This window comes from Actinobaculum sp. oral taxon 183 str. F0552, assembly GCF_000466165.1.
Classification (GTDB): Bacteria; Actinomycetota; Actinomycetes; order Actinomycetales; family Actinomycetaceae; genus Peptidiphaga.
On the sequence record NZ_KE951413.1, the window covers coordinates 27,171 to 48,896 of the forward strand.

General features: G+C 70.9%; 21 protein-coding genes. 15 read left to right on the top strand and 6 right to left on the bottom strand.

Translation table 11 applies throughout. The features are described 5' to 3' along the window. Window positions 1–47 precede the first annotated feature (47 nt). On the top strand, window positions 48–1,379 hold the full coding sequence (locus HMPREF0043_RS02725) for a M16 family metallopeptidase (protein WP_021601318.1): 1,332 nt from the start codon (window positions 48–50) through the stop codon (window positions 1,377–1,379). Window positions 1,380–1,472: 93 nt separating this feature from the next. Here the strand turns inward: HMPREF0043_RS02725 and HMPREF0043_RS11400 are convergent, their stop codons facing one another. The 3 genes from HMPREF0043_RS11400 to HMPREF0043_RS02740 are packed head-to-tail and all read right to left on the bottom strand — an operon-like array spanning window position 1,473 to window position 3,890. Further along, a complete protein-coding gene (locus HMPREF0043_RS11400) occupies window positions 1,473–1,946 on the bottom strand; it encodes an LppA family lipoprotein (protein ID WP_021601319.1) in 474 nt (157 codons plus the stop codon). Then, the gene (locus tag HMPREF0043_RS02735; RefSeq protein ID WP_198010268.1) at window positions 1,943–3,520 is read right to left on the bottom strand and encodes an alpha/beta hydrolase; all 1,578 of its coding nucleotides are present in this window, start codon (window positions 3,518–3,520) and stop codon (window positions 1,943–1,945) included. The genes HMPREF0043_RS11400 and HMPREF0043_RS02735 overlap by 4 nt, the downstream gene beginning before the upstream one ends. 55 nt (window positions 3,521–3,575) lie before the next feature. Further along, window positions 3,576–3,890 carry a hypothetical protein gene (locus HMPREF0043_RS02740; RefSeq protein ID WP_021601321.1) on the bottom strand — a complete coding sequence of 105 codons (315 nt, stop codon included), beginning with the start codon at window positions 3,888–3,890 and terminating at the stop codon, window positions 3,576–3,578. Between the two features lie 297 nt (window positions 3,891–4,187). Here HMPREF0043_RS02740 and dapB point away from each other — a divergent pair, with 297 nt between their 5' ends. Next, window positions 4,188–4,931: a 4-hydroxy-tetrahydrodipicolinate reductase gene (gene dapB / locus HMPREF0043_RS02745; protein WP_040317700.1), complete on the top strand. Its 744-nt coding sequence runs from the start codon at window positions 4,188–4,190 to the stop codon at window positions 4,929–4,931. Between the two features lie 72 nt (window positions 4,932–5,003). On the opposite strand, the gene HMPREF0043_RS10100 is transcribed toward dapB, so the two are convergent. Continuing rightward, window positions 5,004–5,561, bottom strand: coding sequence for a GNAT family N-acetyltransferase (locus HMPREF0043_RS10100; protein ID WP_021601323.1), 558 nt, complete (start codon window positions 5,559–5,561; stop codon window positions 5,004–5,006). Between the two features lie 85 nt (window positions 5,562–5,646). Between HMPREF0043_RS10100 and dapA the strand changes: the two genes are divergently transcribed. The 3 genes from dapA (at window position 5,647) to HMPREF0043_RS02765 (ending at window position 11,087) form a co-directional block, all read left to right on the top strand. Continuing rightward, entirely contained in the window at window positions 5,647–6,546 is a 900-nt protein-coding gene (dapA, locus tag HMPREF0043_RS02755) for a 4-hydroxy-tetrahydrodipicolinate synthase (RefSeq protein WP_021601324.1), read from the top strand. Window positions 6,547–6,659: 113 nt separating this feature from the next. After that, window positions 6,660–8,333, top strand: coding sequence for a ribonuclease J (locus HMPREF0043_RS02760; protein ID WP_021601325.1), 1,674 nt, complete (start codon window positions 6,660–6,662; stop codon window positions 8,331–8,333). A 147-nt stretch (window positions 8,334–8,480) separates the two neighbouring features. Beyond that, on the top strand, window positions 8,481–11,087 hold the full coding sequence (locus tag HMPREF0043_RS02765; protein ID WP_021601326.1) for an FtsK/SpoIIIE family DNA translocase: 2,607 nt from the start codon (window positions 8,481–8,483) through the stop codon (window positions 11,085–11,087). 17 nt (window positions 11,088–11,104) lie between these two features. Here HMPREF0043_RS02765 and HMPREF0043_RS02770 read toward each other — a convergent pair whose 3' ends face one another. Next, the gene (locus tag HMPREF0043_RS02770) at window positions 11,105–12,364 is read right to left on the bottom strand and encodes a CapA family protein (protein ID WP_040317701.1); all 1,260 of its coding nucleotides are present in this window, start codon (window positions 12,362–12,364) and stop codon (window positions 11,105–11,107) included. Between the two features lie 83 nt (window positions 12,365–12,447). On the opposite strand from HMPREF0043_RS02770, the gene pgsA reads away from it, so the two are divergent. The 9 genes from pgsA (at window position 12,448) to dapF (ending at window position 19,456) form a co-directional block, all read left to right on the top strand. Continuing rightward, window positions 12,448–13,038, top strand: coding sequence for a CDP-diacylglycerol--glycerol-3-phosphate 3-phosphatidyltransferase (gene pgsA, locus HMPREF0043_RS02775; RefSeq protein WP_021601328.1), 591 nt, complete (start codon window positions 12,448–12,450; stop codon window positions 13,036–13,038). 12 nt (window positions 13,039–13,050) lie between these two features. Beyond that, complete coding sequence (locus HMPREF0043_RS02780) at window positions 13,051–13,542, top strand: CinA family protein (RefSeq protein WP_021601329.1); 492 nt, start codon at window positions 13,051–13,053, stop codon at window positions 13,540–13,542. 152 nt (window positions 13,543–13,694) lie between these two features. Next, window positions 13,695–14,090 (top strand): helix-turn-helix domain-containing protein, encoded by a 396-nt coding sequence (locus HMPREF0043_RS02785; protein WP_040317702.1) that lies wholly within the window; start codon window positions 13,695–13,697, stop codon window positions 14,088–14,090. Next, window positions 14,077–14,301, top strand: coding sequence for a DUF3046 domain-containing protein (locus HMPREF0043_RS02790; RefSeq protein WP_021601331.1), 225 nt, complete (start codon window positions 14,077–14,079; stop codon window positions 14,299–14,301). The genes HMPREF0043_RS02785 and HMPREF0043_RS02790 overlap by 14 nt, the downstream gene beginning before the upstream one ends. 222 nt (window positions 14,302–14,523) lie before the next feature. Beyond that, window positions 14,524–15,573: a recombinase RecA gene (gene recA, locus HMPREF0043_RS02795; RefSeq protein ID WP_021601333.1), complete on the top strand. Its 1,050-nt coding sequence runs from the start codon at window positions 14,524–14,526 to the stop codon at window positions 15,571–15,573. Further along, on the top strand, window positions 15,573–16,091 hold the full coding sequence (locus tag HMPREF0043_RS02800) for a regulatory protein RecX (RefSeq protein ID WP_021601334.1): 519 nt from the start codon (window positions 15,573–15,575) through the stop codon (window positions 16,089–16,091). Before recA ends, HMPREF0043_RS02800 begins: the two co-directional genes overlap by 1 nt. An 11-nt stretch (window positions 16,092–16,102) precedes the next feature. Continuing rightward, window positions 16,103–17,644, top strand: coding sequence for a tRNA (N6-isopentenyl adenosine(37)-C2)-methylthiotransferase MiaB (miaB, locus tag HMPREF0043_RS02805; RefSeq protein ID WP_021601335.1), 1,542 nt, complete (start codon window positions 16,103–16,105; stop codon window positions 17,642–17,644). A 1-nt stretch (window position 17,645) separates the two neighbouring features. Continuing rightward, entirely contained in the window at window positions 17,646–18,587 is a 942-nt protein-coding gene (gene miaA / locus HMPREF0043_RS02810; RefSeq protein ID WP_021601336.1) for a tRNA (adenosine(37)-N6)-dimethylallyltransferase MiaA, read from the top strand. Continuing rightward, window positions 18,584–19,456 carry a diaminopimelate epimerase gene (dapF, locus tag HMPREF0043_RS02815; RefSeq protein ID WP_232206001.1) on the top strand — a complete coding sequence of 291 codons (873 nt, stop codon included), beginning with the start codon at window positions 18,584–18,586 and terminating at the stop codon, window positions 19,454–19,456. The genes miaA and dapF overlap by 4 nt, the downstream gene beginning before the upstream one ends. Before the next feature lie 82 nt (window positions 19,457–19,538). On the opposite strand, the gene HMPREF0043_RS02820 is transcribed toward dapF, so the two are convergent. Then, on the bottom strand, window positions 19,539–20,153 hold the full coding sequence (locus HMPREF0043_RS02820; protein ID WP_021601338.1) for a class I SAM-dependent methyltransferase: 615 nt from the start codon (window positions 20,151–20,153) through the stop codon (window positions 19,539–19,541). A gap of 69 nt (window positions 20,154–20,222) precedes the next feature. Here HMPREF0043_RS02820 and hflX point away from each other — a divergent pair. Beyond that, the coding region (gene hflX, locus HMPREF0043_RS02825) for a GTPase HflX (protein WP_021601339.1) at window positions 20,223–21,726 on the top strand (1,504 nt) is incomplete at its 3' end.

Here is a 21,726-nt window from a genome sequence, read left to right on the forward strand (position 1 = left end):
GTGGGCCCGGGGAGACTCCCGGGCCCACCGCCGTTTAGACTTGACCGGTGAGCGAATTCTCCTGTGTCGACCTGCCTTTGGACGTCGAAGGCGGCGAGCTCCGGCTCGTCGACGACGGCGCGCTCGTCCGCCGGTCGATCCTGCCCGGCGGCGTCAGGGTCCTCACCGAGCGCGTGCCCCACGCGCGCACGGCGTCCGTGGGGATGTGGGTGGGCGCCGGATCGGCCGACGAAGGCGTGGACCGCCTCGGCTCGACCCACTTCCTCGAACACCTCCTCTTCAAGGGAACGAGGGGACGCAGCGCCCAGCAGATCGCCGAGCGGATCGACTATCTCGGCGGCACCGTCAACGCCGCCACGGGCAAACAGGTCACCTACTACTACGGGCAGGTCGTCGAGGAGGACCTGCCCGGCGCCGTCGACCTCCTCGCCGACATGGTGGCGGCCTCCCGTCTGGCGGAGGCCGACATGGAGCTGGAGCGGGGCGTCATCCTCGAAGAGCTGGCCATGTACGACGACGACGCGGGCGAGGTCGCCCACGAGCGCATCGCCGCGCTCGTCTTCGGCCCGCATCCGCTGGGCCGCCCGATCGGGGGCACGCGCGAAAGCGTCTCCGGCCTGGCCCATTCGAGCCTGACGGCGCACTACCGGGACGCCTACCGTCCCCGCGAACTGGTCGTGGCGGCCGCGGGCGCGGTCGACCACGACGTCCTGTGCTCCCTCGTGCTCGGCTCTCTCGCCCGGGCCGGATGGGACTGCGCGGACGGCGCACCGCCCGCCCCGCGCCGCCGTCGCGCGGACATCGTCTACGGTGCGCCGCAGGACGCGGCGATCGGGCGGAGCGTCGAGCAGGCGGCCGTCATCGTGGCGATGCCGGCCATCACCGACGAGGATCCGCGCCGCTACGCCCTTTTCGCGTTGAACTCGATTCTGGGGGGCGGCACGTCCTCCCGCCTCTTCCAGGAGGTCCGCGACAAACGCGGGCTGGCCTACTCGACCTACTCCTTTCCCGGCCTCTACCACGAGGGCGGGCTCTTCGGCATGTACGCCGGGTGCTCGCCCGCCGACGCCGCGAACGTGACGGCCCTCATGGAGGAATGCCTCGAGGCGATGGCCGGGGGCGGCGTCGGCTCCGCCGAAGTGGAGACCGCCTATCGGAGGGTTCGGGCGGACGTCGCCTTCGGCGCCGAATCCATGGGGTCGAGGATGAGCGCGCTCGGTCGGGCCGAACTCGTCCGCGGGTCGCTCGTCTCACGCGAGGAGTCGATCCGCCGGGCGCGGGCGGTCACCGCCGAGGACGTGGCGGACCTGGCAGCCGACCTCGCCCGGGCGCCCCGATCCCGGATCGTAGTCGGCCCCGAAGCGGCCTTCTCGAGGTGATGGCGCGCCCTTGAGGCCTGCGCACCCCTGAGGCCCCTCTCATCAGTCCGAGCTGGAGGCTCCGGGGCGGTTCGGCGAGGCGCGACGGGGCTGTCACGGCCTGCATCCGGTTTCGAAGCGCAGGGAGAATCCGGCTCCGAAGGTCTTGCCGATGCTGATGTAGCCGCCCTCCCGCACGTTGTACAGGTAGGTGACCGTGCGTTCGTCGAAGTCCGCGTAGCTCCTGTGGGTGAATCCCAGGGGCGTGGCGATCTCGGTGACGATCCTCACCGCGGCCGCGTAGTCGGCGTCGGGCATGCCGAGGGCGACTCCCTGCATGCGCGAGATCGAAAGGCCCTCGTTCCCCTCGTGGTCCACGGCGGCGGTGAAGTCCTTCGGCTCGATGGCGTCGTCTACGTCCGTCCACTCGAAGGGGCCGAGGTCCTCGGATATTTCGAAGCGCGCCTCCGCCAGGGCGCCGACGAGCTGCTCTGCGACGACCGACGCCTCGGTGCGCTCTTCGAAGGGTGCGGTTCCGTCGTAGAAAATGATTGCCTCCCGTCGCGTCGCGCGTCTGTCTCGCCTCAACCTCCGGTGACCACGTCGACGACGTGTCCGCGGGCCTGCGCCTGGTCGTCGAGATAGTCGTTGTGCGCCGCGGGATCCTGCCACGCCCACCGCGGTTCGGCCATCCCGGGGTTGAGCGTGGTGAATCCGGCGGTGAAAGCCAGATCGCAATCGTACGGCATATCGGCTTGGCCGGCATCCCCGGCGCCGTACCGGAGAGCGTAGGTGTGCCCCTCCGGCACGTTGACGTCCCGCGTGTCCTGCAGTCCGCGGGACGAGCCGCAGACGATGAAGTCGCCGACCACTCCCGGGCGTATGCTCCCCAGCGCCCGGCCGGCGGTGGCCGACCCGTAGGAGGAATAGCCCAGCACCGAGATGTGCGGGGGAGAGCTTCCGCCGAGGCGGCAGCGGGAGTCGTATATCCCCTCGTGGAAGGACCGCAGGTCGCTTCCGCCGCGTTCCACCATGTTCGTCAAGGGGGCGCTTCCGGCCGTCGACGGTATGTCGTAGCCCTGCCACACGATCGTGGCCACGTTCGACCCGCCGTGTTCGCAAAGCTTCTGGATGCTCTGATCGCGCAGGTTCGCCATGTCGTTCGCGTAGGCGACGATGCTGTCCCGGACGTTGATCGTCATGCCCGGGACGAACGTCGAGATGTGGGCGGCCGTGTCCACGTCTCCGATCGACACGGCGACGTGGAGGGTCATGCGCCCGGGCCTGCCGGTCGACGGATCGTACAGGAGGAGCTGGCGGGGAGGGTTGGCGTCCGCGTCCCCGATGGATTTGGCCAGTTCCTCCAGCTCCTCGCGCTGGGCCAGGAGCGCGTTGAACCGTCCGACGTCGGCCTGGGAGTAGGGCAGGCCCGAGTCGAGGAGCTTCTGGTGCTCGACGTCGATCAGCTTCTGGACGTTTTCGATGTCGTTCGTCAGCCGGGCTCGGTTCGCCGTGTCGCGGTCCCTGCCGGATACTCCGTCCAGGGTCCCGATCACGCTGGCGTGCCTGTTGATCTGCAGGCGCCTCTCCTCCTCGGTCAGCGAATCCCACCAGGCCGCGACCTCCCGCGTGTTCACGCCCCGGTCGGAGTGCTTGGGCCCGGGAGGCCGGGTGCGGGAGAGCCGTCCGCGGCCGATCCGAGTCAGCGACGAGCGGTAGGCGTCGTCGGCGATGCGCGCCTTGGTCAGCGCCTGCGAGACGAGCGTCTTCGCGCTGGCCAGCGCCTCCTGCCGGTCCGGCCGCCCGGCGGGGCCGTCCGCCCCCGGATCCGCCTCGGGCTCCGCGGGAGAGTCGGCCTCCTGCGGGCGGGGGTCGGTCACGGTGCCGTCGTCGGCGATCGCGAATTCGTGGTGAGATGTCAGGGAGAGGATTTCCAAGACGAGGACTTCGACTTCGCCCATCCGGTTCTGCATGGCCGTCGTGACGGTGAGCAGTTCGCCCAGACTGGCCAGAAGCAGAGTGGACGTGTCCTCCAGCGAGGAGAACCACGTGCCGGCCGCCGCCGCGCCGTCCCCCGACCATTCGACGCCGGCGTCCAGATCGAGCATCGACGCGCTGACGCGAGCGGCCTGCTGGCGGTAATAGACCAGGTCGTCAACCACGGGCTGCAGGCTTGAGAATGTCCACTCCTGTATGTCGCTCCAGGTTGGCATTCGCTCACTCCTCGCGCATCACGCCGATGAACTTGTCGAGCCTGGCCTGGATGAGCTGGTCTGTCTGGGAGTAGCCGTCGGCGACGTCGCGCAAAGTGGCCTCGTAAGCCCGCAGTCCGTCGCTGTTCCTCTCGGCGAGCGCGTCGATGAAGCACCCCGCTTCGACGGCCGGGGGTCCGCAAGCGGTGCCGGTGATCGCCGAGGCGATCCTCTCCATGACCGAGCCCACGTTCGCTATGAGCGACGCGCTGTCGTGGGAGCTCCTGGCATGATCGGCTGCTATCACCAAACTTCGCGGGTCAACCTTGAGTTCAGACATTCTGCCCCTCAATCTTCTGAACTTCCGTGTGTGTGATATCCGAACAGGATACTTGTCTGTCAAGAGCGTCTCGATGGGGACTCATCCCCGCAGCCTCGGGTTTTCGGCGCGCTGGCGCCGTTTCATCCGGCGGGACACGCCCGGGGTGCGGCACTCGCCGGCGCTCATTCTCAGGGCGGCGCCCGATCCCCCCTCGGCGTCCGGAATTCGCCTCGTCGACGCTCGGAGCGTCCGCGGCCGTCCCGACTGCGGGCCGTCGCCGAAGGAGCAGGCCCGTCTGCCGATAGGCTTGGCCGCATGAGCATTCGAGTTGCAGTAGTGGGCGCCGCGGGGCGCATGGGGCGGACGGTGTGCGAGGCGGTCGGCGCCGCCGAGGACATGGAGCTGGTCGCCGAGCTCGACGCGGGCGACGCCATCACCCGGGAGAGCCTCGGGGGAGCCGAGGTGGCCGTCGAGTTCTCCGTCCCGGGGGCCGCCGAGGCCAACGCGCTGGCGATCCTCGATTCGGGGGCCGACGCCGTCGTGGGGACCACCGGCTGGACGGACGAGGCGCTGGAGCGGGTGCGCGCGCGGGCCGAGAAGACCGGACGCAGCGCCGTCATCGCGCCGAACTACGCCCTCTCCGCCGTCCTGGCCATGAGCTTCGCCGAGAGGGCCGCCCCCTTCTTCGAGTCCGTCGAAGTCATCGAGATGCACCACCCGGACAAGGCGGACGCGCCCTCGGGGACGGCGATCTCCACCGCCTCGCGCATCGCCCGGGCCCGAGCCGCGGCTGGGGTCTCGCCCGGCCCCGACGCGACCGAGACCGACCCCTTCGGCGCACGCGGCGCCGACTACGACGGCGTGCGCGTGCACGCCGTGCGCCTGCGCGGGCTCAACGCGCACGAGCAGATCCTCCTGGGCAACCCCGGCGAGCAGCTGGTCGTCCGGCAAGACTCCTTCGACCGCGCGAGCTTCATGCCCGGCGTCCTGTTGGCCGTGCGGTCCGTGCGAGGACGCGGAGGCCTCACCTGGGGGCTCGAGGCCCTCATGGGACTGTGAGCGACGCCGCGCGTCCCCGACGCCGGCCTTCGCGGCCCCGTCCGGGACGCGCGGCCGTCTTGCCGGCCGCGCTCAGATCGCCGTGTGCCAGCAGTGCTCGGTGACGATCGTCTGCCCGACCTCGATCTTCCTGCGGGCCCCCGCCGGTCCGAAGCCGGCGGCAGAGAGGAAGGCCGTGCGCGCCTCGTCCTCGGCCAGGGCCCACGTCTGGACCCGATGCGCACCGCGTTCGCGAGCGGCGTCGACGAGGGCGGACAGAAGGCGTGAGCCGTGCCCGTGCCTCTGAAAGCCGGCCGAGATCTCCAACGCCGTCATCTCCATGACCTCGGCGCCCCCGGCGGCCTCGCCTCCCTCCGATCCGCGGACCGTGGGGGAGAGCGCCGCGAAGCCGACCACCACGCCGTCCTCCACCGCGGCGAACACCTGCGGGGAGGCGTCTGGAGGGGCGCTGATGGCGTGCCTCCACGCAGGGACGAACGCGCTGGGGCTGATCCGGGCCAGAACGGCCGCGTCGAGAGCCTTGCCCCCCGCCATCGTGAGGGAGGCGCGCATGTTCCGCGCGTGGATGTCGCCGATCGGCGCGGCGTCCGCCGAAGTCGCCGGACGGACGAACACGTGAGTATCGCTCATGTCACAATGTTATTCGTCTTTCAGGCAAGTGCCGAATGACGGAACAGGGGAGCATCACCCCGCCGCGGCGGCTATCGTCTTCTCTATGACTCAGACTCTGCCCAAGCGCACATTCGGATCCGTCGCCGTCGCCATGGTCACGCCCTTCGCGGAGGACGGCTCCCTCGACGTCGACTCGGCCGCGGCCTTGGCCGCGAAGCTGGTCGACGACGGCTGCGACTGCGTCCTGCTGTCCGGGACCACCGGCGAGTCCCCCACGACGCATCAACCGGAGAAGGACGCCCTGGTCCGCGAGGTCGGCCAGGCCGTGGGCGACCGCGCCATGATCCTGGCCGGCGCGGGCTCCAACGACACAGCGCACGCCGTGCGCATCGCCAAGGGGGCTCAGGCCTCGGGCGCCGACGCCCTCCTCGTGGTGCCCCCCTACTACAACCGGCCCTCCCAGGAGGGGGTCGTCCAGCACGTCCTCGCCGTGACCGAGGCGAGCGACCTGCCCGTCATGCTCTACGACATCCCCGGGCGCACCGGGGTCAGGCTCGAGCTCGACACGCTCAAGCGCCTGGCCGAACACCCCCGGATCCTGGGGGTCAAGGACGCCACCGGCGACGTCGCCGGCGGCTTCGTCAAGATGGACGCCACCGGGCTCGAGTACTACTCGGGAGACGACTCCCTCAACTTCGCCTGGCTCGCCCACGGGGCGTCCGGCGTCGTGTCGGTGGTCGGCCACGTCATCGCCTCCGGCCTGCGCGCACTGGTCACCGAGGTCGATTCGGGCGACCTGCCCGCCGCCCGCGCCGAGGCCGCGAGCCAGCGGCGCATCGTCGAGGCGATCATGGGCGGGGGCCAGGGGGCCGTGATGGCCAAGGAGGCGCTCAAGCTCATGGGCGTGCTGCCCAACGCCACGCTGCGGCTTCCCCTCGTCGGGGCCTCCAGCTCCCAGATCTCCGCTCTGGCGGCGACGCTTCGCGCCGAGGGTCTCGTGTAGTCTTTCATCTCGCCGGGGCAGTCCGCCTCGGCGCGGGCGTTCGCAACGCCCCTCATGGACGGCGACGGTCCGCACGCCGGAAGTCCGACGCCGATAGCGAAGAGAGCACAGACGTGAGTGAAATCCAGACCCCCCCGGCGCTCGCCGAAGACGTCGTCCGCATCGTCCCGCTGGGCGGCCTGGGCGAGGTGGGCCGCAACTGCAACGTCCTGGAATACCGAGGGAAGCTGGTGGTCGTCGACTGCGGCGTGCTCTTCCCCGAGGAGAACCAGCCGGGCGTCGACCTCATCCTGCCCGACCTCGACTACCTCGAGGAGAGGATCGACGATATCGAGGCCGTCGTGCTCACGCACGGCCACGAGGACCACATAGGCGCGGTCCCCTACCTCCTCAAGCTGCGCAACGACATCAGACTCGTGGGGAGCCGGCTGACGATCTCCTTCGTCGAGGCCAAACTGGCCGAGCACCGGATCAAGCCCAACGCTTTGGTCGTGGCCGAGGGGGACTCCGAGCGGGTCGGCCCCTTCGAGATGGAGTTCATCTCGGTCAACCATTCGATCCCCGATGCGCTGGCCGTCTTCGTCCGCACGCCCGAGGGCAACATCCTCATCACCGGCGACTTCAAGATGGACCAGCTCCCCCTGGACGGGCGCCTGACGGACCTGCGGTCCTTCGCCCGGGCGGGGGAGGAGGGAGTCGACCTTTTCATGTGCGACTCAACCAACGCCGAGGTGCCCGGCTTCGTGCCCTCCGAGTCCGAGATCGGGCCGGTCATCGACGACGTCTTCGCCCGGGCCGTCGGCCAGATCGTCGTCGCCTCCTTCTCGTCCCACGTCCACAGGGTCCAGCAGGTGCTCAACGCCGCGGCGCACCACGGGCGCAGAGTCGCCTTCGTGGGACGGTCGATGGTCCGCAACATGGGCATCGCCTCCGACCTGGGATACCTCGACGTCCCGGAGGGCGTCCTCATCGACCTGGGCGACATGCCCTCCGTCCCCGAGAACCGGCGCGTCTTCATGTCCACGGGGTCCCAGGGCGAGCCCATGGCGGTCCTCGCGCGCATAGCGGCGAAGTCCCACGCCAAGGTGGGCGTCAGCCCGGGGGACACGGTCCTGTTCGCCTCCTCCCTCATCCCGGGCAACGAGAACTCCGTCTACCGGCTCATCAACAACCTCATGAAGCTCGGCGCGCGGGTGGTCCACCAGGGCAACGCCAAGGTGCACGTGTCCGGGCACGCCGCCCAGGGCGAGCTCCTGTACTGCTACAACATCCTCGAACCCGCCTACGCCATGCCCATCCACGGAGAGGTCCGCCACCAGGTGGCCAACGGGGGCATCGCCGTCAAAACCGGCGTGGAGCCGGAGAACGTCATCCTCGCGGAGAACGGGTCGGTGGTCGACATGTCCGACGGCGTCGTCCGGCTCGTCGGCCAGATCCCGTTCCACGACATCTACGTCGACGGCTCGTCCATCGGCGACATCACCGACGCCGAGCTGAAGGACCGTCGGATCCTGGCCGAGGAGGGCTTCGTGGCCATCTTCGCCGCCGTCAACCCCCAGACCAAGGGCATCGTGACCGGGCCGCACATCCAGGCGCGGGCCGTGGCCGAGGACGAGTCGGTCTTCGACGACATCCTCCCCGACGTGACCCAGGCCCTGCGCGAGGCCCTGGAGCGCGGCGCCGACCCGTACCAGATGCAGCAGGCGATGCGTCGCACGATCGGACGGTGGATCTCGCGCAAGCTGCGCCGCGCGCCGATCATCATCCCGACGGTCGTCGAGGTCTGACGGCCGCGGCCTCCGGCCCGAAGCCGGCTGCCGAGGGAAGGGCCGTGCGCGCTGAGTGCGGTCCGGCTTCCGGCTCGGCGCCTGTGTGGCCGAACGCTCGCGCGTCAGGAAGGGACAAGGTGCCCGCGAAGCACTAGGGTTCGATATGTGAGTCCACGAGTCCCCCAGCGCGGCGCGAAGAAGAAGCCCGCGGCCAAGAAGGCGCCGGCCGCCAAGCCCGAGCCCGCAGCACCGGACGAGGGCGCCTCCAGCGTGCGCCGCGACGGCATAGCGTTCGCCTTCCTGGCGATCGCGGTGGTCGTCGCACTGCGGGAGTGGTTCGGCCTGTCCGGCATCCTGGGCGGCCTCATCCATCGCCTGACCGCGGGCACCGTCGGGCTCATCTCGATACTCGCCCCGGTGCTCTTCACCGCGCTGGCGATCAAATACTTCCGCGCCTCCACCCGGGCCACCAACCGGCGCTTCACCGTCGGCCTGGGACTCATCGTCGTCTGCCTGACGGGCCTGATCCACATCGTCCGCTCGCCGGTGAGCCCGCTGAAGGACTTCGCCTCCACGGAGTCGGCGGGCGGGCTGCTCGGATGGGCGTCGGGCGGCTCGCTGTCGGCCCTCCTCTCCCCGTTCGGAGCGGTTCCCGTCCTGCTCCTCGTCCTCCTCTTCGACGCCGTCTACATGACGGACACGCCGCTGCGCGACGTCGTGGCCAAGGTGCGCGAGCGCCGGGCCGGGCGCAAGGACGCCGACTCCGACGTCCCCAACCACGGCTCGTCGGCTTCGGTCCCCTACGACCAGGCCGCCGAGATAGGCGAGGAGGTGCCCAAGACGCGGCTGCTTCCCCGCAGGAGGCGCGAGGCGACCCCGCCGACCGAGGCCCTCGACGACGCCTCCGCCTCCGTCCCGGCCCCCGAGGGGGAACGGCCCGCCCGACGCCCCGACGCCGGCGGGAAGGCGAGTCGCCCGGCGTCCGGGGGAGCGCGGCCGTCGGGCTCGCCGACGCCTGCCCAGGAGACCGAACGGATCGCCCTTCCGGCGCCCGACGACGGATTCGAGCCGCCTGAGGGCCAGCAGCTCGCCCTCGACCCGTCGATCGTCTACCAGCTGCCGTCCCCGAGCGAGCTCAGGGCGGGCGCCCCCCACAAGGAGCGCACCGAGGCCAACGAGCTCGTCGTCTCCCAGCTCACCCAGGTGTTCACCGACTTCGGCATCGACGCCCGCGTCGTCGGCTTCTCCCGGGGCCCGACGGTCACCCAGTACGAGATCGAACTCGGCCCCGGCGTCAAAGTCGAGCGCATCACCGCCCTGTCCAACAACATCGCCTACGCCGTGGCCTCCGCCGACGTGCGCATCCTCTCGCCCATCCCCGGCAAGTCGGCCATCGGCATCGAGATCCCCAACACGGACCGCGAGACCGTCATGCTCGGCGACGTCCTGCGCTCCCAGGTCGCGCAGAAGGCCGACCACCCCCTGACGGTCGGGGTCGGCAAGAACGTGCGCGGCCAGTACGTCGTCGCCAACCTGGCGAAGATGCCGCACCTCCTCGTGGCCGGCGCCACGGGCGCCGGAAAGTCCTCCTTCATCAACTCGATGATCACGTCGATCATGATGCGGGCCACCCCCGACCAGGTGAGGATGATCCTCGTCGACCCGAAGCGCGTCGAGCTGACCATCTACGCCGGCATCCCGCACCTGATCACGCCCATCATCACCAACCCGAAGAAGGCCGCCGAAGCGCTCGAGTGGGTGGTCAAGGAGATGGACGCCCGCTACGACGACATGGCGGCCTATCACTTCAAGAACATCGTGGACTTCAACGCCGCGGTGCGCGAGGGGAGCCTCGCGTCGCACGACCCGCACCGCAAGCTCGCGCCCTACCCGTACCTGCTCGTCGTGGTCGACGAGCTCGCCGACCTCATGATGGTCGCCCCGCGCGACGTCGAGGCCTCGATCCAGCGCATCACCCAGCTCGCCCGCGCCGCGGGGATACACCTCGTGCTCGCCACGCAGCGCCCCTCCGTCGACGTCGTGACGGGCCTGATCAAGGCGAACATCCCCTCCCGGCTGGCCTTCATGACCTCGGCTCTGGCCGACTCCCGCACGATCCTCGACCAGTCCGGCGCGGAGAAGCTCATCGGGCAGGGCGACGCCCTCTTCATGCCCGCCGGAGTCTCCAAGCCGATCCGCCTCCAGGGGGCCTGGGTCGACGAGGAGGAGATCGAGCGGGTCGTCACCCACGTCAAGGACCAGCTCTCCCCGCGCTACCGCGAGGACTTCGAGGACGCCCAGGAGGCCAAGAAGCAGCGCGAGGAGATCGGGGAGGACCTGGAGATCCTGCTCCAGGCGGCCGACCTGGTCGTCACGAGCCAGTTCGGCTCGACGTCCATGCTCCAGCGAAAGCTGCGCATCGGCTTCGCCAAGGCGGGCCGCATGATGGACCTTCTCGAGCAGTACGAGATCGTCGGCCCCTCGGAAGGCTCCAAGGCGCGCGACGTGCTCGTCAGCCCCGAGCACCTGGACAACGCCCTGGCGATGCTCCGCGGCGAGCGCCAGAGCGTCTTCGACGACGACCCGGCCGACTCCGCCTCGGGCGCCGCCGCCCAGGAGCCGGCGACCGAGCGCATCGAGCTCCCCCGCCGCTGCGAAGCGCTCGGTTCCCAAGCGTCCGGCGCCGGAGGGGACGAGGGCCTCGGCTGGTACGACGACGAGTCGTCCGAGGGGGAGAGCGGCGAGGACGCCTGGCAGCTGACCGGGCGGTGACGCACCGGGCGGCGACGCTACTTGAGCTCTCGGCCGATGAGCTGCGCCCTGGGGGTCGGGGGAGTGACCCGCTCCTTCGACCCGTCGGCGCCCATGACCGGATAGGTCGCGTTGGCTCGTGAGGCGATCTCGGCCGGCGAGAGCGTCATCGACGCCGGGCGCTCGCCCGACGTCAGCCTGGACAGCTGGAAGACCCGGTCGGTCCGCTCGTCCTGGGCGATGGCCGTCCACTCCAGGTTCGAGACCCGTGCGGGGCCCTTCGCCGGGACGTCGACGGTCGCGGTCGTCATCAGCCCCGCCATCACGCGGTATCCGTGGTTTTGGACGGTCTGCCCGGAGATCGTGTTCCCCATCGACCAGACGACCCACATACCCCTGCCGCCGGGGCCTCCGGCGAGCTTGGCCACGGGTTCGGGCACATGCGAGTGGTTTCCGAAGACGAGGTCGATCTGACCCGATTTGGCGAGTTGGTCGCCGACGGCCGTCTGCTCGGCGGTCGGCTGGGAGACGTATTCCGTGCCCCAGTGCATGGAGACGACGACGATGTCCGCCCCCTGCCTCCGCGCGCGCCTGGCGTCCTCGACGAGGTCGCCCACGCTGCGCCTGCCGAGGGACCCCACGACGTTCCAGGACCACTCGGCCCCCTTGGGAAGGGGGATGCCGTTGGTCAGGGTGGTCGCCGACAGGTGCGCGACGACGACGTCCCGCCCGCCGGAGCGCACCTTGTAGTACTGGATCCTCGTGGATTCCTCGCCGGTGCGGGCCGTCCCGTGGCGGCCCAGCCCGACCCGGTCGAAGTTGTCGACCGTGGAGACGACCCCCGGGAACCCGCGGTCCATCGAATGGTTGGTGGCCAGCGCGCATCCGTCCCACCCGAGCGCCTTCAGGGAGTCGGCGATCTGCGGCGGGGAGCCGAACGCCGGGTAGTTCGAGGGCTTCTCGCCCGGCGGGACGATCGGCACCTCCAGCGCGCACAGCGCCAGGTCCGCCCCCTCGATCCACGGCCGGATGCCGGCGAGCAGCTGCGTGTAGTCGTAGCCGGAACCCGCCCGCGCCGCCTGGTTGACGGACATGTGCAGGAGGATGTCGCCGCCGGAGACGATTGTGAAGCTCGACGCAGCCTGGGGCGCGCCTGTGGCCGTCGTGGGAGCGGGCGAGGCGGTACGGGTCGTCGGGCTGCGCGGCGGGTCGGCTCCGCGGCCGCCGGCGCACGCCGACGCGGCGACGAACAGAGCCGCGGCCGCCAGGGCCCGGGTCGCCTTCATTCGCTGACGCATGTCCCTCTCCGTTCCTCATCGATACGGACACCTGATTCTATCCTCCGTTCGCCCGACGGGCACGGGCGCGCTAGCCTGGGGGGATGAGCATCGGTGAGAACGACGGCGCGAAGGCGCCTCTCCTCAACGTCGCCAACGTCTTGACGGTTCTGCGGCTCATCCTCGTCCCCGTGTTCGTCGCGGTGTACTGGAGCGACACCCCGGTGCGGTCGGCGCTGGCGTGGTTCGTCTTCGCGCTGGCGGCCGCAACGGACAAGGCCGACGGATACCTCGCCCGCAGCCGCGGCCTCATCACCGACTTCGGGAAGATGGCCGACTCCCTGGCCGACAAGGCCCTCGTCTCCGCCGCCCTCATCCTGCTGTCGTGGCACGGCCACCTGTGGTGGTGGGTGACGGCGGTCATGATCGGCCGCGAGCTCGCCATCACCGCCGTCCGCATGACGGTCGTGAAGAAGGCGGTCATGGCCGCCGGGCGCGGCGGCAAGATGAAGATGTTCTTCCAGTCCATGGGCATCGCCGGGATCCTCATCCCCTGGGCGTCCTTCCTCCCCGCGGCCCTTGCGGCGGCCCTCCTGTGGCTGAGCTACGGACTCCTCGCCGTGGCCCTGTACTTCTCGCTCGTCTCGGCCGCCGGGTACGTCCGCGACGCCAGGGCCATCGCGCGCGCCGGCTGAATCGGGGGCGGGATGGACGAACGGATCGGAGCCGAGGCGATGGCGGCGATCGTCGCCGAGCTGGCCGCGCGGAGGATGACCGTGGCATGCGCCGAGTCCCTGACCGGGGGCCTGCTGGCCGACGCCTTCGTCCGGGTGCCGGGGGCCTCGCAGGTCTTCAGGGGAGGCGTGTGCGCCTACGCCGCGGACGCCAAGGCGAGCGTCCTGGGAGTCGACGCGGATCGGCTCGCCTCGACGGGGCCTGTGGACGAGGGCGTCGCCCTCGAGATGGCCCGCGGCGTGCGCCGGATGTTCGGGGCGGACGTCGCACTGGCCACGACGGGCGTGGCCGGCCCCGGCCCCGCCGACGGACACGAGGCCGGCACGGTGTGGGTGGCCGTCGACTCCGCGCGGGGGAGCAGGGCGGCGCTCGCCAGATTCCCCGGGGGCAGGGAGGACGTCAGACGCGCCGCCGTCCGGCGGGCGGTGGACCTGCTGCAAGGGGAACTCGAGCGGATGCGGTGACCGCTCGCGAGAAGCCGTCGACGGCCTTTCAGTGAAAATTCAGAAAACGTTGGTAAACGTATAGTCACAGTCCGGTCGTGGAAGGATAGCGGGCGGGTAAAGCCAGCGAAGCGGTCGGGAACAAAATCGACTTCCATGCGTTGTAAAGGATGATGAGAATGGAGCTACGAACCGGCGTCAACCGGAAATTCGACCAGACGATCCGACCCGTGAACCAGCCGGCCTCCGGAGAGCAGGCGCTTCTGCGCCGCGAACTCGGCGAGGTCCTCAGAGAGTACCGCCAGCGCCAGGGACGCACCCTCCGGGAGGTCTCCTCGGATGCGCGCGTCTCGCTCGGATACCTGTCCGAGGTCGAGCGCGGTCAGAAGGAGGCCTCCTCCGAGCTGCTGTCTTCGATCTGCAAGGCCCTCAACGTGCCGTTGAGCCACGTCCTGCGGCTCGTAGCCGATCGCGTGGACTTCGCCGAAGGACGCGTCCCCGCCCGCATGAGGGTTCCCGATTCCCCGGAGTCGCTCATGCGTTCCGAGATACAGCGTGCGCGAGTCTGAGTTCTGGGCGAATCTCGACAGAGCGTTCCCCCGCAGGGGCCGCAGCCTGGCTCAGGACCTCGTCCTGGGCGAGCTCGGGGGCCTGAGTCCGGCGGAGGCCCTCGGCAGCGGGATGCCGGCCCGGAGAGTGTGGGAGGCGGTCTGCTCGGCCATGGACCTCCCCGAGTCATACCGCTTTCTGCATCGGGTCAGACCGGACCGGGACGTGTGAGCGGACGCCGCCGCGGACTCGCCCACGGGGTCCTTTTATCGAACGCTTGTGCGGTGTAGAATGGTCAACAGGTCATGCGAGCGGCCTACTTTTCACGAAGGTGGGAAGTGGGTCGTTTTTTTGTCGGAGGTCGGGCATAGCGTAGACCTCGGAAGGCCGCTCGGCGAGGGCGGAGTCCGGAAAGACCTGTTCTGCACGATCCGCGAGTAGAAGGAACACACGATGCCAGCAAAGCCCGAAGACCGCGCCAAGGCGCTCGACGCGGCCCTCTCCCAGATCGACCGCCAGTTCGGCAAAGGCTCGGTCATGCGCCTGGGCGACCGCGTCCAGTCCAAAGTCCAAGTCATCCCCACGGGGGCCACGTCCCTCGACATCGCCCTGGGCATCGGCGGCCTGCCTCGCGGACGCGTCGTGGAAGTCTACGGCCCCGAGTCCTCGGGGAAGACCACCGTCGCCCTCCACGCCGTGGCGAACGCCCAGCGCAACGGGGGCATCGCCGCCTTCGTCGACGCCGAGCACGCCCTGGACCCCGAGTACGCCAAGAAGCTCGGCGTGGACACCGACGCGCTCATCGTCTCCCAGCCGGACACCGGCGAGCAGGCCCTGGAGATCACCGACATGCTCATCCGGTCGGGGGCGCTGGACATCATCGTGATCGACTCGGTCGCCGCCCTCGTCCCCAAGGCCGAGATCGAGGGGGAGATGGGCGATTCCCACGTCGGCCTCCAAGCGCGTCTGATGAGCCAGGCGCTGCGCAAAATCACCGGCGCGCTGTCGGCCTCGGGGACGACGGCCATATTCATCAACCAGCTCCGGGAGAAGATCGGCGTCTTCTTCGGAAGCCCCGAGACCACCACCGGGGGCAAGGCCCTCAAGTTCTACGCCTCGGTCCGGTTGGACGTCCGGCGCACCGAGACGCTCAAGGAGGGATCCGAGCCGGTCGGCAACCGCACCCGCGTCAAAGTCGTCAAGAACAAGATGGCTCCGCCGTTCAAACAGGCCGAATTCGACATCCTCTACGGCCAGGGGATCTCCCGCGAGGGGTGCATCATCGACATGGGCGTGGACGCCGGGATCGTGCGCAAGTCCGGCGCCTGGTACACCTACGACGGCGACCAGCTCGGCCAGGGCAAGGAGAAGGTGCGCAGGTTCCTCAAGGACAACCCCGAGATGGCCGATGAGATCGAAGGCAAGATCCTCGTCAAGGTGGGAGTCGCCCCCGACCCCGCTGCCCCCGCGGTTCCCGAGCCCCCCGCGGATCCGGAGAGCTGATGGGCGGGCAGGCTGCGCCGCCCCGAAGCGGCGGCCGGGAACCGGACCGCGAGGAATGGCGGGAGCGCGGCCGCCGGATCGTCATACGCCAGCTGTCCATGATGGACCGGTCGCGCCAGCAGCTGTCTGAGGCCATGGAGCGCAGGGACGTCCCCGCCGACGTCCGCGAGGAGGTGCTCGATCATTTCACGAGCATCGGCCTGATCGACGACGCGCACTTCGCCCGGGCCCTCGTGCGGACGAGGCTCTCCGAGACGGGCGCTTCCCGCAAGGCGATGTGCGAGGAGCTGCGGCGAAAGGGGGTCGACCGCGGCATCGTCGACGCCGTGATCGAGTCGGTCGGCGACGAGGCGGAACTCGAAGCCGCCGTTGCGGTGGCGGAGAAGCGCCTGTCGCGCGGCGGGGGCGACCCCCGGACGCTCGACCGGCGCGTGTACGCCGCCCTCGCCAGACGCGGGTATCCGCCCGAGACGTGCTCTCGGGCCCTGCGCGAGGCCCACGAGCGCCTGCTGGGCTAGACTGGCTCGCGATGTCACCACAGCTTCCCCGGACCTACGCCATCCGCACCCTCGGATGCCAGATGAACGTCCACGACTCCGAACGCCTGGCGGGCCTCCTGGAGGAGGCGGGCTACGTCCCCGTCGCCCTCGTCCCCGAGAAGGCCGCCAGGGCGACCGACGCCGGGGACGAAGGCGCGGACGTCGTCGTCGTCAACACGTGCAGCGTCCGGGAGAACGCCGCCACCCGCCTGTTCGGGAACCTCGGCCAGCTCGCCGCCGTCAAACGCGAACGGCCCGGCATGCAGATCGCCGTCGGCGGATGCCTGGCCCAGCAGATGCGCGGAGGCATCGTCGAGAGGGCCCCGTGGGTGGACGCCGTGCTGGGCACGCACAACCTCGACGTCCTGCCGGCGCTGCTCAGGCGCGCACGGCACAACGCGGAGGCGGCCGTGGAGATCGAGGAGTCCCTGAAGGTCTTCCCGTCGACTCTGCCCACGCATCGCGAACGCGCCTACGCTGCCTGGGTGTCGATATCGGTCGGGTGCAACAACACGTGCACTTTCTGCATCGTGCCCAGCCTCCGGGGCAGGGAGCGCGATCGCCGGCCGGGCGACGTCCTGGCCGAAGTGGAGGCGGTCGTCGCCGAGGGCGCCGTCGAGGTGACGCTTCTGGGGCAGAACGTCAACTCCTACGGCGTGGGCTTCGGCGACCGCCGGGCCTTCGCGAAGCTCCTGCGCGCCTGCGGGTCGGTCGACGGCCTGGAGCGCGTGCGCTTCACCTCGCCGCATCCGGCCGCCTTCTCCGACGACGTCATCGCCGCCATGGCCGAGACCGACAACGTCATGCCCTCGCTGCACATGCCGCTTCAGTCCGGCTCCGACCGCGTCCTGCGCGCGATGCGCCGCTCCTACCGTTCGCAGCGCTTCCTGGGGATCCTCGACCGCGTCCGGGCCAGCATGCCCGAGGCCGCCATCACCACCGACGTCATCGTCGGATTCCCCGGCGAGACCGACGAGGACTTCCAGGCCACGCTCGACCTCGTCGAGGAGGCGCGCTTCGCCTCGGCCTTCACCTTCGCCTACTCGCCCCGGCCCGGGACCCCCGCGGCGGACATGGCCGACCAGATCCCCTCCGACGTCGTCTCCGACCGGTACAGGAGGCTCGTCGACCTCCAGGAGCGGATCTCCGCGCAGGAGAACGCGGCGCTGGAGGGTCGCGCCGTCGACGTGCTCATCTCCGAGGGGGCGGGGCGGAAGGACCCGACGACCGACCGGGTGACCGGCCGTGCGGCCGACGGCCGCCTCGTCCACATCGCCCTGCCCGCGGGAATGGGCGAATCCGAGCGTCCGAGGCCCGGCGACATGGTCCGAGCGCAGGTCACCCACGGGGCGCCCCACCACCTCGTGGCCGATTCGGCGCTGACGGGCGGTCCGTTCGACGTCCGGCGCACCCGGGCCGGAGACGCTTGGGCCGAATGCGAACGCCGAGCCTCCCGGCTGAAGGCCGAAGCCGAAGGCCGAGCCCCCGTCTCCCTGGGCATGCCGCGCCTGCGAATGCGCGCGGACGCCTGACGTGGCCGGCCCCGAATCCGTCGGCCCCGTCATCGCGATCGTCGGGCCGACGGCCAGCGGCAAGACCGCCCTCTCGCTCGAACTGGCCGCCCTCATGGGAGGGGCCGACGCCGTCGAGATCGTCTCCGCCGACGCCATGCAGCTCTACCGCGGCATGGACATCGGCACGGCCAAAGTCCTGCCCGCCGACCGGCGGGGGATCCGCCACCGCCAGATCGACGTCCTCGACGTGACCCAGGAGGCCAGCGTCGCCGCCTACCAGCGGCACGCCCGGGCCGACCTGCAGGCCATAGCCGCGGCCGGCAGGACGCCGCTCGTCGTCGGCGGCTCCGGACTGTACGTCTCCGGGCTCCTCGACCGCCTCGACTTCCCCGGACGCGACCCCGCCGTGCGCGAACAGCTGGAAGACCTCTACGCCCGCGAGGGCGCGGCCCCGCTCCTGGCCGAACTGGCCGAGAAGGACCCCCGGGCCCACCGAGCCATCCACCACGGCAACGTCCGCCGCGTGATCCGCGCCCTGGAGGTCGTCCGCCTGACGGGAGGCCCCTACACCCCGCGCTTCCCCCGGCACACCAGTTTCTACCCGAACGTCTCCGTGTTCGCGACGACGCGGCGCACCGACCTCCTGGACCAGGCGATCCGCGCCCGTGCCGAACGGATGGTCGACGACGGCCTCATCGAGGAGACGCGCGCCCTCCTGGACCGCGGCCTCGCCCAAGGGCCGACGGCCCCCCGCGCGACCGGCTACAGCCAGGCGATCGCCGTGATCGAAGGCCGCCTGGACCGCCGGGAGGCCGCCCAGGCCATCGCCCAGGCGACGCGGCGCCTGGCCAAGAAGCAGACGACGTGGTTCACAGCCGACCCGCGCGTGCGCTGGATCGACCTCTCCGACGGCGACGTCTGCGGCGCCGCGACGCGGATCCTCGATACAGTTGGACCGTGATCACTCCCATGCTCGAAGGCCTGACCCTCACGAAAGCCCACGGCGCAGGCAACGACTTCATCCTCATCCCCGACTTCGACGGCAGGCTCCGCCTGGACGCCCAGACGGTCGCGGCGCTGTGCGACCGCCACCGCGGCGTCGGGGCCGACGGGGTCATCCGCGTCGTGCGCGCCCGCGCCCTGAAGGGCGCCGACGCAGTCGATGCCGGCGTCGGCCCCGAATGGTTCATGGACTATCGCAACGCCGACGGGAGCCTGGCCGAAATGTGCGGCAACGGCGTGCGCGTCTTCGTCCACTACCTGCGGGTCCAAGGCGTCGTCGACGTGCCGGTCGGCGGGTCGCTCGCCGTCGCCACGCGCGGGGGAGTCAAGACCGTCGTGTTCGACGGGCCCTCCTACACGGTCGACATGGGGCCCTACGAGCTCCCCGAAGGGCAGTCCGCGTCGATCCGGGTCGACGTTCCGGGCGTCGGAGTGCGCGACGGCGTGCGCGTCGACATGCCGAACCCCCACGCCGTCGTCCTCCTCGCCGACGAGCGCGAACTGCAGGCCGCGCGCCTGACCGAGCAGCCGGTCTACGACCCGGCCCCCGCCGACGGGATCAACCTGGAACTGGTCGGCCCCGGGTCTCCCGCGCCCATGCGCGTCCTGGAACGCGGCGTCGGCGAGACCCTCGCCTGCGGGACGGGAACCTGCGCCGCCGCGCTCGCCGTGCTCCTGGCGGCCGAACGCGACGAAGGCACCGTCGACCTCAGCTCGCCCGGCGGCCGGCTCGCCGTCAGGATAGCGGCGGGACGGGCCTACCTGACGGGGCCCGCCGTCCTCGTCGCCGAATTCGCCCTCCTGGGGATCGCCGGATACGCGCAGTGACGCGGGTCGCGGACGCCGGCCCGCGCGTCGCGCAAAGCCCGGTGGCCCGGCGCCCGACGGCGGGGCGTGCGCCCTGCCCGGCTCAGCCGCGGCGCCTGACGGACAGGACGCGGTAGCCCTTGGAGGAGGCCACCCGCTCGCACCCCCAGCCCCGCTCCGCCATCCACCGGTGGAGCGAATCGGCCCCCAGGTTCCTCTGCACGACGAGGTAGGCCGCGCCGTCGTCGGCCAGGCGTTCGATCCACGAATCGAGGAGGGCGTGCAGGGCCGGCTTGCCGATGCGCACCGGCGGATTGGACCAGATGAGTCGGATCCGCCGGCCGTCCAGGGCCGCGAAGGCCTCGTCGGGCGACAGGACGGAGGCCGTCAGCCCCGCCCGCCGCAGGTTCTCGCGGGTCAGGTCGCGGGCCCGGGCGTTGACGTCGACGCCCCACACGTCGGCCGCCGGCGCCTCTGCGGCCAGGGCGAGCGTGACCGGCCCCCACCCGCAGCCCACGTCCACGGCCAGATCCCCCTCGCCGACGGCCGGGGCGGGAACCCGCGACAGCAGCACGGCCGTGCCCCTGTCGAGGCGGTCGGCGGAGAAGACCCCGGAGGAGGTGACGACCCCGTACTGCCTGTCGCGCAGACGGACCGTGCGCTCGCGCACCTGCGCCTCGCCCGCGGGGCCCTCGCTGAAATAGTGGGGAGTGGACACGCACCAAGACTATCCGCCCGGACTCCGGCGCGCGATGAGGCGGGCGATCCGTGAGAGAATGTGAGGCGTATGAGCGACAGCAACCAGCCCGGCGCGCGCGGACGCGGCGCGAGGAACCTCGACGTGCGATCGATCCGGGGAACGGCCCTCCAGGCCGAAGCCGTCTACGGCGAGGACTGGTCTGGAGACTCCCTCGCGCGCGAAACCCGCTCCTCCCTCCAGCGGGTCGCAGGCCTGGACGCGGGAATCGCCCGCGAGGAGGGCGTCGACGTCGAATACCGGCGGGTGCGCCTGGAGAGGGTCGTCCTCATCGGCCTGTCGGGCCGCGGCGCGCTCGCCGAGGCCGAGGAGTCGCTGCGCGAGCTCGCCGCCCTGGCCGAGACCGCCGGGGCGGTCGTCCTCGACGGGCTCGTCCAACGCCGTTCCCTGCCGGATCCGGCCACCTACCTCGGCTCGGGCAAGGCCCGCGAGCTCGCCGGGATCGTCGAACGCCTCGAGGCCGACACCGTCATCGCCGACTCCGAGCTCGCCCCCTCGCAGAGGAGGGAGCTGGAGGACGTCGTCGGCGTCAAGGTCATCGACCGCACCGCGCTGATCCTCGACATCTTCGCGCGGCACGCCACCTCCCGCGAGGGCAAGGCCCAGGTCGAGCTGGCCCAGCTCGAATACCTCCTTCCCCGCCTGCGCGGCTGGGGCGAGTCGATGTCCCGGCAGGCGGGCGGGCGCGTCGCTTCGGGAGCCGGGATAGGCTCGCGCGGACCGGGCGAGACCCAGCTGGAGCTCGACCGCCGCCGCATCCGCACCCGCATGGCCAGGCTCCGCCGCGACATCCGCCGCATGGAACCCGCCCGGCGGCAGCGGCGGGCCGAGCGCAGGCGGACCTCCACGCCCTCCGCGGTCGTGGTCGGGTACACGAACGCCGGCAAGTCCTCCCTCCTGAACAGGCTCACCGGGGCCGGAGTCCTGGTCGAGAACGCGCTCTTCGCCACCGTCGACCCCACGGTGCGCCGCGCCGAGACGCCGTCCGGCCGGGCCTTCACGCTGACCGACACGGTCGGATTCGTCCGCCGGCTGCCCACCCAGCTCGTGGAGGCCTTCCGCTCCACCCTGGAGGAGGCCGGGGCCGCGGACCTGCTGCTCCACGTCGTCGACTCGTCCCACCACGACCCCGCCGGGCAGGTGCGCGCCGTGCGGGATGTCCTGGCCGACGTCCCCGGGGCCCTCGACGCCCCCGAGATCGTCGTCCTGTCGAAATGCGACCTGGCCGACCCGATCGGCGTGGCGACCCTGCGCTCCCGATTCCCCGGATCCGTGCCCGTCTCATGCCTGACCGGCGAGGGGCTCGAGGACCTCCGGCACGCCATCGACGAGCGCCTCCCGCGCCCGCAGGCGGAGGTCCGGCTGGTCGTGCCCTACTCGCGCGGAGACCTCGTCTCCCGGATCCACGACGACGGCGAACTGCTTGCCCCCGTCGACTACCGGGACGAGGGGGCCTTCGTCCACGCCCTCGTCCCCGGCGACGTCGAAGGGGCCCTGCGCGAGGCCGGGCTCCTGCCCGGCGACGCCGGAGCCC

Excerpts from the sequence above, each read along its gene's own strand:
- HMPREF0043_RS02740 (WP_021601321.1), bottom strand. The coding sequence starts at position 3,890 with ATGTCTGAACTCAAGGTTGACCCGCGAAGTTTGGTGATAGCAGCCGAT.
- dapB (WP_040317700.1), top strand. The coding sequence starts at position 4,188 with ATGAGCATTCGAGTTGCAGTAGTGGGCGCCGCGGGGCGCATGGGGCGG.
- HMPREF0043_RS10100 (WP_021601323.1), bottom strand. The coding sequence starts at position 5,561 with ATGAGCGATACTCACGTGTTCGTCCGTCCGGCGACTTCGGCGGACGCC.
- dapA (WP_021601324.1), top strand. The coding sequence starts at position 5,647 with ATGACTCAGACTCTGCCCAAGCGCACATTCGGATCCGTCGCCGTCGCC.
- HMPREF0043_RS02770 (WP_040317701.1), bottom strand. The coding sequence starts at position 12,364 with ATGCGTCAGCGAATGAAGGCGACCCGGGCCCTGGCGGCCGCGGCTCTG.
- pgsA (WP_021601328.1), top strand. The coding sequence starts at position 12,448 with ATGAGCATCGGTGAGAACGACGGCGCGAAGGCGCCTCTCCTCAACGTC.
- HMPREF0043_RS02780 (WP_021601329.1), top strand. The coding sequence starts at position 13,051 with ATGGACGAACGGATCGGAGCCGAGGCGATGGCGGCGATCGTCGCCGAG.
- HMPREF0043_RS02785 (WP_040317702.1), top strand. The coding sequence starts at position 13,695 with ATGAGAATGGAGCTACGAACCGGCGTCAACCGGAAATTCGACCAGACG.
- recA (WP_021601333.1), top strand. The coding sequence starts at position 14,524 with ATGCCAGCAAAGCCCGAAGACCGCGCCAAGGCGCTCGACGCGGCCCTC.
- HMPREF0043_RS02800 (WP_021601334.1), top strand. The coding sequence starts at position 15,573 with ATGGGCGGGCAGGCTGCGCCGCCCCGAAGCGGCGGCCGGGAACCGGAC.
- miaB (WP_021601335.1), top strand. The coding sequence starts at position 16,103 with ATGTCACCACAGCTTCCCCGGACCTACGCCATCCGCACCCTCGGATGC.